The following is an 8820-nucleotide window of genomic DNA, read 5'->3' as shown; positions in this document are numbered from 1 at the left end:
GCGGCTCGACCATATCCTCAAGCATAGACATAAAACGATCCGAACCCGGGACCGTCAGAATCCCCCATCGCAATCAACCCGGGAAGGGCGGCTCCAGACACCGCTTACCACCCTTCGATCCGTCGGACCGCTTCAGTGCGGTGGCCAACTTCGGTCGGAAAGCCTCGAAGTCGATCAAGGCCGCGATCTTCACCAGCGGGTCGCCGTTCTCCGACAGACGTTGATAGCGCTCATCCAGATCGAAGAACCCTGGCTGACCGATCCGAGCCTCCCCAACGTCGACAACGTCAGGGAATCACGACACCGCCCCGCGCAGGAGGGGTATTTCAAGGTGTCGGATCGTCGCCCGAGAGCGGCGAGCGGGCCGGGTGGATGGGCCAAGCGCAAGAAGGGTTCGAAGGTCTACCTCGCCGTCGACACCTTGGGCAATCTCCTGGCGCTGCATGTCACGCCCGCCAACGCGGACGACCGCGCCCAGGTCGGTCGTTTAGCTGAAGCCGTGCAGGCCGCAACCGGGGACGGCGTCGACCTGGCCTATGTCGGTCAGGGCTACACGGGCGAGAAGCCGGCCAAGGCTGCACGCGAGCACTTTATCGAACTGGAGGTCGTCAAACTGCCGGACGCCAAACGCGGCTTCGTTCTGCTGCCGCGGCGCTGGGTGGTCGAGCGCTCCTTCGCCTGGGCGACGCGCTTCCGCCGCCTCGTCAAAGACTCCGAGCGTTATCCCAGCACGCTGGCAGATCTCAACATCGTCGCCTTCGTGTGCCTTATGCTCAAACAGGCCGCTCAACTGACGGGCGGTTCATCACAACGTTTAATACCAATCCTCATTGATCAGAACCTATAGGCCCATTCGCGGAGTCCGATCGACATGATGCGCCCGGGTCAGTTGATGAGGGTGTTCCAGGCGTGGCAGCAGTGGTCGAGGATGTCGGTGTAGTATGTGAAGGCTCGATTGCCGAGCCAGTTGTCGCACATGAACTGCCAGAGGTTCTCGACCGGGTTGAGTTCGGGGGAACGGACCGGCAACGGCAGTCTGCAGCCGGACCTCGCCAAGCGCGGCAGCGGCCGAGCGTGAGCCGCGCGCGTAGGTCGCCGACAAAGCCAGCAGGCGCCGGGTTTGGGCAGGGTCGCGCGCAGCCTTGGCAAGAGCGCGCAGGCCCTCGGCGTCGAAGTCCCGCCGAAGCAGCACCGGAGCAGACATAACATCCTCTCCAGGCTCCAAACCCAAAGACAGAATTACCACTCAGCCCCCGATGCTACCCTGTGAGTCCCATTCAATGAGGGTTAGTATAAGCTCCAGTGCCCCTCGGTGGCCGACGCCATAAACAGTCTGTGCATGATAGCGCAGGCCTAAACGGCGCAAGCTCCGCACACCCGGCATTACTCAGGCTGGTGCCGTAAGGCAGGCTCCCGCGAGCAAGTTTGGCATCCGTGGCATAAGTTTAGATTGTGTTTTCTGGATGAGCGTTAGACACATCCACACATCCACAGCACTTGCCGCTCACCAAAAAACCAACCCGTTCAGCAAGTTCTGAAACGGCATCTCAAAACCACCTACTCGTAGTAGCTATTGAAGCGAGGTCCCTTGTGGATCTCAAACCGTCTGAGCTGAATCGGATCGGCTTTGTTTAGAACCACACCGATACCCTTTGAAATAATCGAATCTACACTCGAAATCGCACCTTCGACGGCTTTGACCGACGTGCGCCCCCATTCGATCACAAGCACAAAACTATCTACGAGATGCCCAAGTGCTTTAACGTCGACTACGGATGCAATCGGCGGGAGATCCACTATGATATAGTCGTACTGTTTTCGCAGATCAGAAAGCAATGCTGCGAAAGCTTGTGGATCTATCAGCTCAGCGTCTCGTGCTTCTTTGTCTCGCATCAACGCAGGAATGATGGCAAGTCCAGTGATGGCATCCGTCCATACCACATCCGACACCTTAGAATGGCCGGATAGGATTTCACGCAAGCCAAGAGATGGCTCGACTATTGTGTTGAGGGTTAGTGACGGATGCCGCAGGTCTGCGTCGATAATAACAACCTTCTTTCCCGCATGTGCAACAAGTTGAGCTAAATTAGCAGCAATGGTCGTTTTGCCCTCATTCGGCAATGCCGACACGATGCCAATCACTGATCCTGCATCCGTTCTGCGCGCAGCATCGGCTGACACTTTAATCCAACGTATACACTCAGTGAATCGTGAGAAGGGAGTTCGAACAACGAGATGGAACATGCCTAGCGTGCTTGACGTGACTCGAAGCGACGGATTGGCTTGGGTTCCGTCAGACGCTGGAAGTTGATCGACGCGAGGAACCACGCCGAGGCACTTCAATCCTGTAGCTCTCTCGACGTCTGACGGACTTCGTAGAGTATCGTCCAAAACTTCGCGTGCTACCGCTATCGAAGAGCCAAAAAGAAGCCCCATAGTCAAACCGGCGCCAAGCACGATGAGGCCTTTCGGCCAGCTTGGCCTCGTCGGAGGAGTTGCCGCCGTTATGATACGCGCCTCGTTAACTGGAGACGTTTGTTGCTGAGCCGCCTCCATGGAACGCTGTAGAAAATTATCATACAAATTTCGAGCACTTTGCGATGTGCTCTCTAAGTCTCGAAGCTTGACCTGAGCTTGGCTTGTTAATGTTGAAGTGCTCCGCAATTCTTCCATTCGCTTGTCTAAAGCTGCTTCACGCGAGCGTGCAATTTCATAATCGCTCCGGTACGCCTGTGCTATCCGACGCACCTCATCGGCAATCGCTTTACGAATTCCATTCATTTGACTGCGCAGCTGCACTGTAGATCCATGTTCAGTTCCAAATCGCTTGGAATAATCCGCCTCACGCGTAGCCAGATCTAGATACTGTGCTCTCAGCCGACTAATTACGTCACTTCGAAGCGCATCCGTAATCGATGCGTCCGGCACATTTTGATTGAATATGGCTTCGACACGGTCAAGCCTTGCCAAAGCTTCAGCAGTAGCTGATCGCGCAGTAGTAAGCTGAGTGTTTACCTCCGATATTTGCTGGTCTGTGATCAAGCCACGCCCGGTATCTATAATATTATTTTGAGCCCTGAAATTTTGAACAGCACGGTCCGCAATGGCAGCCTGATCGCGAAGTTCGCCGATCCTCGCCTGCAGCCATTCGCTTGCACGCTTCGTGGCTTGGAACTTCGCTTCGAGTTCTCCTACCATGTAAGCGTCTGCCACTTGATTGGCTACTTGAGCTGCACGAGTTGGGCTAGTGGACGTAAAATCTATCTCGATTGCGTACGTTGCCCCAGTTCTTTTAACTACAAGATTTTTGGTCAAGTACGCAGTCGCTGCACGTTCACGTCCAAATTCTGTGACATCGCCCCCGAATCCCAATAATTTTGTAAGCCATCCAAATATACCAGGATCGGTAAATTCTGGATCCGTTGCAAGATTGAGTGCCCGTATGACAGACAATGCGATTGTCTCTGAGCGCAGTATCTCGGCCTGGCTTTCTACCATCCCTGTGTCAACGATTACATCTCCGACAATTTGCTGGTTCTGGAACAGCTGACTTTTGCGAGAATCTATAAGGATCGATGCCGATGCGGTATACTTCCTATCTGCCGTTAAGAGGTAAGCCGCGGAAACAAAAGTCGTGAAAAGAGCAATCAACACTATTGTTGTCCAGTGCCGCCTTAGAATATCAATCAATGATGTTAAAGGGGGGGCCACGTCGTGCAGCGGTCCCTCGGACTGGCGTAAATCGATAATATCTCCCTTATGATCTCTGCTTGTCATCAGCATCTTACTAGGTACTCCCGCCTGCGGCTGTATAGTAGCGCTACCGAAATTGATCACCTTGACCATTGCGCTCGCAAAACCAAACACACCGAAAATATTTGCATATGCTTGGTTTGCATGCATAGAACATAGGTCTTTAGCTCACTGAAAAGTCGCTTGTGATATTAGAGATAATTAAATGCTTACTCACTTTTTATAGCGATGGTCAGCCATTAAATTGACATTTTCATACTCGGATGTTATTCACGGAATTGGGTTCCACACCTGTCGTATTTTCGCCTCACCAAGAAGCAGGCCTTCCTTGCGCGTTATACAGCTTAGTCTCTTTAGCTCTTTTAAGGCAAGTGAAAACATGCCGCTGCAGATTGAAGGAACCTTCCCTTCTCGGTTCTACGCATGCAGTCTGCTCAAACGAGCCATGATTGGGGCTATCATCGCCTTAGCATATATTCCAGGCGCTGACGCTGAGTGTGGATCGATTCCATTCAATGTATCCCAACCTATGATTGAGCGCATCGCCTTGGATCGCGATGCACTTAAACGAATGTTTCCTCAAGGAGGAGATGGTTTGTCTTTTTGGGTGACGACAATAGCAACATCGAGCCGTGCTGCGCTTCCTTCAGTCATTTGGACCTTGAAAATTGGGAACGAAAATCAACGGGAGGCCACCATCATCGGTCTTGCGCGCGCTGCTCAGGAATGTCAAAAAACGAATAAAGTTACGGCGAGGCAGATTGAGCAAGCTGTAAAGAATCTTTCGGACCCCTCGATCGCGAGAAGATTCGCAAATGCTTTTAGCGGTCACGATAGATCGGAGCCAGCAAGCCGCAACTCTGTATCTAAGCTTGATCAACCGGCGGCCGCATCGATCTCAACTGGATCTGCTGTTCTTCCTGAATTGAAGGGTCAGAACGGAATCAATTTGACGCTAAGCAATGACGAGAAGGCGATCCCGCCAATTCAGGCCGTGGTTCCATACCAGAAGATCCGGTAAGGTTTCCGATCGCAACCTGAATTATGCTATTAACTTTTCTTTTTGTCATCTGTTTCTTGCTCAGCTTATTATTACACAGGGATTGTCAAGGCGTTGCAGCCGAGTTCCGCGAGGTAACCCTACCTTCCTACTGAGCTGATTTGGTTCATATATGCTGAATGCGATACTCCAGGATGCGAAATCATGGGCGGCTATGGTGTTGTCGCAGCTGTCAACCGTGTGACTGGACCGTAACCGGACGGGCTGGCTTTAGACCGGGCTGATTAAAAGGATTAGCTAGAGCGTTTTCCACCTACTCCTGATCGTAGCCGGCGGCAGCGAAGTAGTTTGCGCACTCGGTTGGTGTGAAGGCGTCGAGCAGATCGCCGACGACAGTCCAGAGCCGATCGACCGTGCGCTCGGCCACTTTGCGCAGCAGCGCCTTGAGTTTGGTGAAGGCCATCCCAATCGGATTAAAGTCGGGCGAGTACGGCGGCAGGAAGCGAAGCCATGTGCCGCTGGCCTCGATGGCGGCCTGGATCGCTGTGCCCTTGTGGGCGGGGAGGTTGTCGAGGATGACGGTATCGCCGGGCCTGAGGGTTGAGGCGAGCACCTGCTCAACGTAGGCCAGGAACCACTCCCGCGTCATCGATCCTTCGAGCACCATGGGCGCGCTCATCCCCGACAGGCGTAAGCCCGCAACGAACGTCGTCGTGAGCCAATGGCCATGCGGGATGCCCGAGCGCAGGCGCTGACCGCGAGCACAGCGACCGCGCAGGCGCGCCATGCGGGTGGAGAGACCCGTCTCATCGATGAAGATCAGGCGCTCAGGATCGAGGTCGGGCCGCGCGGCAAACCACGCCTCACGGGATGCGGCCACGTCGGGGCGATTCTGCTCGGTTGCGTGCGCTGACTTTTTTTCCACGTCACCGCGCGGCATGCGAAGAAACGCCTCAGCGTGCGCAATCCGACCGAGACGCTGCGCTCGGTACGCAGGCGTTTCTGCATCTCGGCAAGCGTGATGTCGTCCTTCTCTTCGGTGAGGGCGAGCAGAAAGGCTTCATGCACGTCGAGCTTGGAGCCGGGTGGACGGCCCTGACGCTGAGCCCACGTCTCTCCTGTCATCGTCGTATGCGCGGCCCAGCGGATCACCGTAGCGACGCCGACCCGATAGCGCAGGGCCGCGGCCCGGCGGGACAGACCTGCTTCCACCGCGTCCAGGACGCGAACACGCAGATCGTGACTGTAGGCACGGGCCATGGCGATCTCTCTGACGAACCTTCAGGGATCAACGCTCACCTGGCCGCAACGACTCAGGGATAGTGGAAAATGCTCTAGGACTAAGGAAGTCGAACATGCTGCGAGGTCGGAGGACGAGCGAGTCGATAGATGTTTGGTCCCGGCATTTGGTGGAGTGGGTTTGACCTGAAGCGGCTGGCCTCGGCGGACCATGCTTTGCAGATGGCCTCGTAGGGCGTGAGACCGCGCAGGGTCTTCAGGCGGCGGCCAAAATTGTAGGCACTGACCGAAGTCGGCCAGGTGAGCGCGGAGCTGCTCGTGGCTGTCGTAGTGATAGCGTTTGACCGTGGCGTCCTTGATCGTGCGGTTCATTCGCTCGACCTGACCGTTGGTCCAGGGATGACGCGGCTTTGTCAGGCGATGATCGATATCGTTTCGGGCGCAGGCGGACTCAAAGCTGTGGGCACGGAATGTCTCGCCGGCTGCAATCGATTCCCTGATGATGGAGGCAGCTGAAGCGACGTTGCCCGGCGTGGTGAAGTGAGTGCCGTTGTCGGTGAGCACCGTGTGCACCTTGTAAGGCACCGCCTCGATGGGATGCCGTAGGAAGTCGCCGGCAACTCGCCGCGTCGCCTTCTCGTGCAATTCCACGAAGGCGAACTTGGTCGTACGATCGATGGCGACGAGCAGGTAGAGCCAGCCTTCGACCGTGTGAACCTCGGCCAGATCGATATGGAAGTAGCCGAGCGGATAGGCCTTGAAGCGCGACCGCTTGGGTTTGTCGCCGTCGACCTCCGGCAATCGGCTGATCCCATGGCGCTGAAGGCAGCGATGCAGCGACGAGCGGGTCAGGTGCGGGATCGTGGCCTGCAGCGCGTAGAGGCAGTCGTCCAGCGGCAGGAGCGTGTGACGCCGAAAGGCGACCACCAGCGCTTCGTCTTCGGGTGACAGCACCGTCGAGTGCGGATCCTTTGGACCGGTGCGCTGGTCGGCAACCGAGGTCCGCTGCCGCCTGTCAAACAGCGTTGAACATTGGTTCATCCGCACTTTCGGTGCTGCGGGGTGATTTGGGCGTTGGTTTGCGTGGTGGTCCGAGGGCAGCGCGATGCCGATCTCAAACCCGTCGATGCCGTCGGTGCCGGACGGCGTGCACGTCGATGATCTGACGCTGGATGAAGCGGGCGTGCGGATCACCGCCCGGACCACGGCGGCCCAAGGCTCCTGTCAGGTCTGCGGGCGTGCTTCCTCTCGAGTGCACAGCACGTATTGGCGGACCTTCAAGGACTTGCCCTGGCAGGATCGAGCGGTGACGTGGCGGGTAAAGGTGCGCCGCTTCCGCTGCAGCCATTGCCCGGGGCGGATCTTCGCAGAACCCGTGCCGGGGCTAGGCGCGCGCAAGGCGCGCCGCAGCGACCGATTGGCTGAAGCGCAGACCGACATCGGCATGGTGCTCGGCGGTGAGCCCGGCGCCCGGTTGTCGCGGCGGCTGGCCATGCCGGTCAGCGGCGACACGGTCCTGCGCCTGATCCGCCGCCGCGGGACCGTGCCGTCCGCACCGCCGCGCGTGGTCGGCATCGACGACTGGGCTTGGCGGCGCGGCCGGTCCTACGGCACCATCGTGTGCGACCTAGAGCGGCGGCGCGTCATCGACCTGTTGCCCGGCTGCTCGTCGGCACCGGTGCGGGACTGGCTCGCCGCCCATCCGAGCGTGACCATCATCAGCCGCGACCGCTCGGGACCCTACGCCGAGGCCGCGCGCACGGGAGCGCCGGCAGCGACGCAGGTCGCGGATCGCTGGCACCTACTCGTCAACGCGTTGGAGGCGCTGCGCGGCATCGTCGAACGGCACCAGTCCGAGATCCGGGACGTGGCGCACCGTGGCGTGCACGATCCCTCTGCCTCCCCTGACCTGCGGCAGCCCGCACCCACGCCGGAGGTGAACAGCCGTCGACGCGATCGCTGCGAGGCGGCCCTTTGCCTCCACGGCAAAGGTCTGCCGACCAAGGAAATCGCTCGCCGTATCGGTGCGTCCCGCAACGCCGTGCGCCGCTGGGTCCGGGCGGGCCGGTTCATGCCCTACCGTCGAGCACCAGGTTCGAGCCGGCTCGACCGCCATCTCCCGTTCGTCGAGACGCGCTGGCAGGAGGGCCAGTACAGCGCCACCGGACTCCACCGCGCGTTGCGCGCGCAGGGCTTCATCGGCAGCTACGACATCGTCCGGCGCTGGGCCGCGCGACGGAGGCAGGGTGCGCCGGCGCGACCACCGTCCGCCCGGATCCCCTCGACGCGCCGCATCACCCGCTGGCTCACCAGCGACCCGACCGCGCTGTCGCGAGAGGATCGCGCTTTCACCGAAGCGCTCTGCATTGCCGCGCCGAAGCTGAAGCAGGCCGCCGAGGATGTACGCGCCTTCGCCGACCTCCTGCGCCAGAGCGATCCCACCGGACTGACGCCATGGCTGGAGGCTGCAGCCGCGACCGAACTCAGCGGCTTCGTCACCGGGCTCCGCCAGGACGAGACCGCCGTGCGCGCGGCCATCGTCGAGCCCTGGAGCAACGGTCCTGTCGAGGGACAGGTCAATCGTTTGAAACTGATCAAGCGCAGCATGTACGGCCGCGCCGGATTCGATCTCCTGCGCCAGCGCGTCCTACACGCCGCGTGAGCCGAGACCGGCGGAGCTCGACTGGACCGCCGATCTGCAGCACCGAAAGTGCGGATGAACCTGAACATTGACCCTGGATCGGCGTCGAACTTTGACCCCCTGGATAGGTATGGCGGGACGCCCCTGATCAGCCCGGCGAAGCGGGTCGGGGTGGCGTAGCCGGGCT

Annotated in this window: 4 protein-coding genes and 4 pseudogenes; 3 read left to right on the top strand and 5 right to left on the bottom strand. The window is 58.7% G+C overall.

Annotated elements, in window-relative coordinates; translation table 11 throughout:
- Positions 1 to 82: 82 nt before the first annotated feature.
- Positions 83 to 262: pseudogene (locus tag ASF41_RS26215) on the bottom strand (IS5/IS1182 family transposase); the annotation flags it as partial.
- A gap of 77 nt (positions 263 to 339) precedes the next feature.
- On the opposite strand from ASF41_RS26215, the pseudogene ASF41_RS16710 reads away from it, so the two are divergent.
- Positions 340 to 847, top strand: a pseudogene (locus ASF41_RS16710) (transposase); the annotation flags it as partial.
- Between the two features lie 38 nt (positions 848 to 885).
- Here the strand turns inward: ASF41_RS16710 and ASF41_RS25100 are convergent.
- Both ASF41_RS25100 and ASF41_RS25095 read right to left on the bottom strand, forming a co-directional pair.
- Positions 886 to 1035: pseudogene (locus ASF41_RS25100) on the bottom strand (IS630 family transposase); the annotation flags it as partial.
- A gap of 522 nt (positions 1036 to 1557) precedes the next feature.
- The gene (locus ASF41_RS25095; RefSeq protein WP_156653342.1) at positions 1558 to 3903 is read right to left on the bottom strand and encodes a polysaccharide biosynthesis tyrosine autokinase; all 2346 of its coding nucleotides are present in this window, start codon (positions 3901 to 3903) and stop codon (positions 1558 to 1560) included.
- Positions 3904 to 4132: 229 nt separating this feature from the next.
- On the opposite strand from ASF41_RS25095, the gene ASF41_RS25090 reads away from it, so the two are divergent.
- Entirely contained in the window at positions 4133 to 4774 is a 642-nt protein-coding gene (locus ASF41_RS25090; protein WP_156653341.1) for a hypothetical protein, read from the top strand.
- A gap of 292 nt (positions 4775 to 5066) precedes the next feature.
- On the opposite strand, the gene ASF41_RS24135 is transcribed toward ASF41_RS25090, so the two are convergent.
- Positions 5067 to 6013 (bottom strand): IS630 family transposase gene (locus ASF41_RS24135; RefSeq protein ID WP_156653340.1). Its coding sequence is split into 2 segments (ribosomal slippage): positions 5067 to 5674 and positions 5674 to 6013, totalling 948 coding nucleotides; the frame shifts between segments, so codons are not numbered across the junction.
- Between the two features lie 80 nt (positions 6014 to 6093).
- Positions 6094 to 7033 (bottom strand): annotated as a pseudogene (locus ASF41_RS16690) (IS481 family transposase).
- Positions 7034 to 7118: 85 nt separating this feature from the next.
- Here ASF41_RS16690 and ASF41_RS24130 point away from each other — a divergent pair.
- Positions 7119 to 8654, top strand: a complete 1536-nt coding sequence (locus tag ASF41_RS24130) for an ISL3 family transposase (protein ID WP_082504642.1) — start codon at positions 7119 to 7121, stop codon at positions 8652 to 8654.
- The last annotated feature ends 166 nt before the right edge of the window (positions 8655 to 8820 follow it).

This window comes from Methylobacterium sp. Leaf111, from assembly GCF_001423285.1.
Taxonomy (GTDB): Bacteria; Pseudomonadota; Alphaproteobacteria; order Rhizobiales; family Beijerinckiaceae; genus Methylobacterium.
This window is presented reverse-complemented; position numbering and strand designations above follow the sequence as displayed.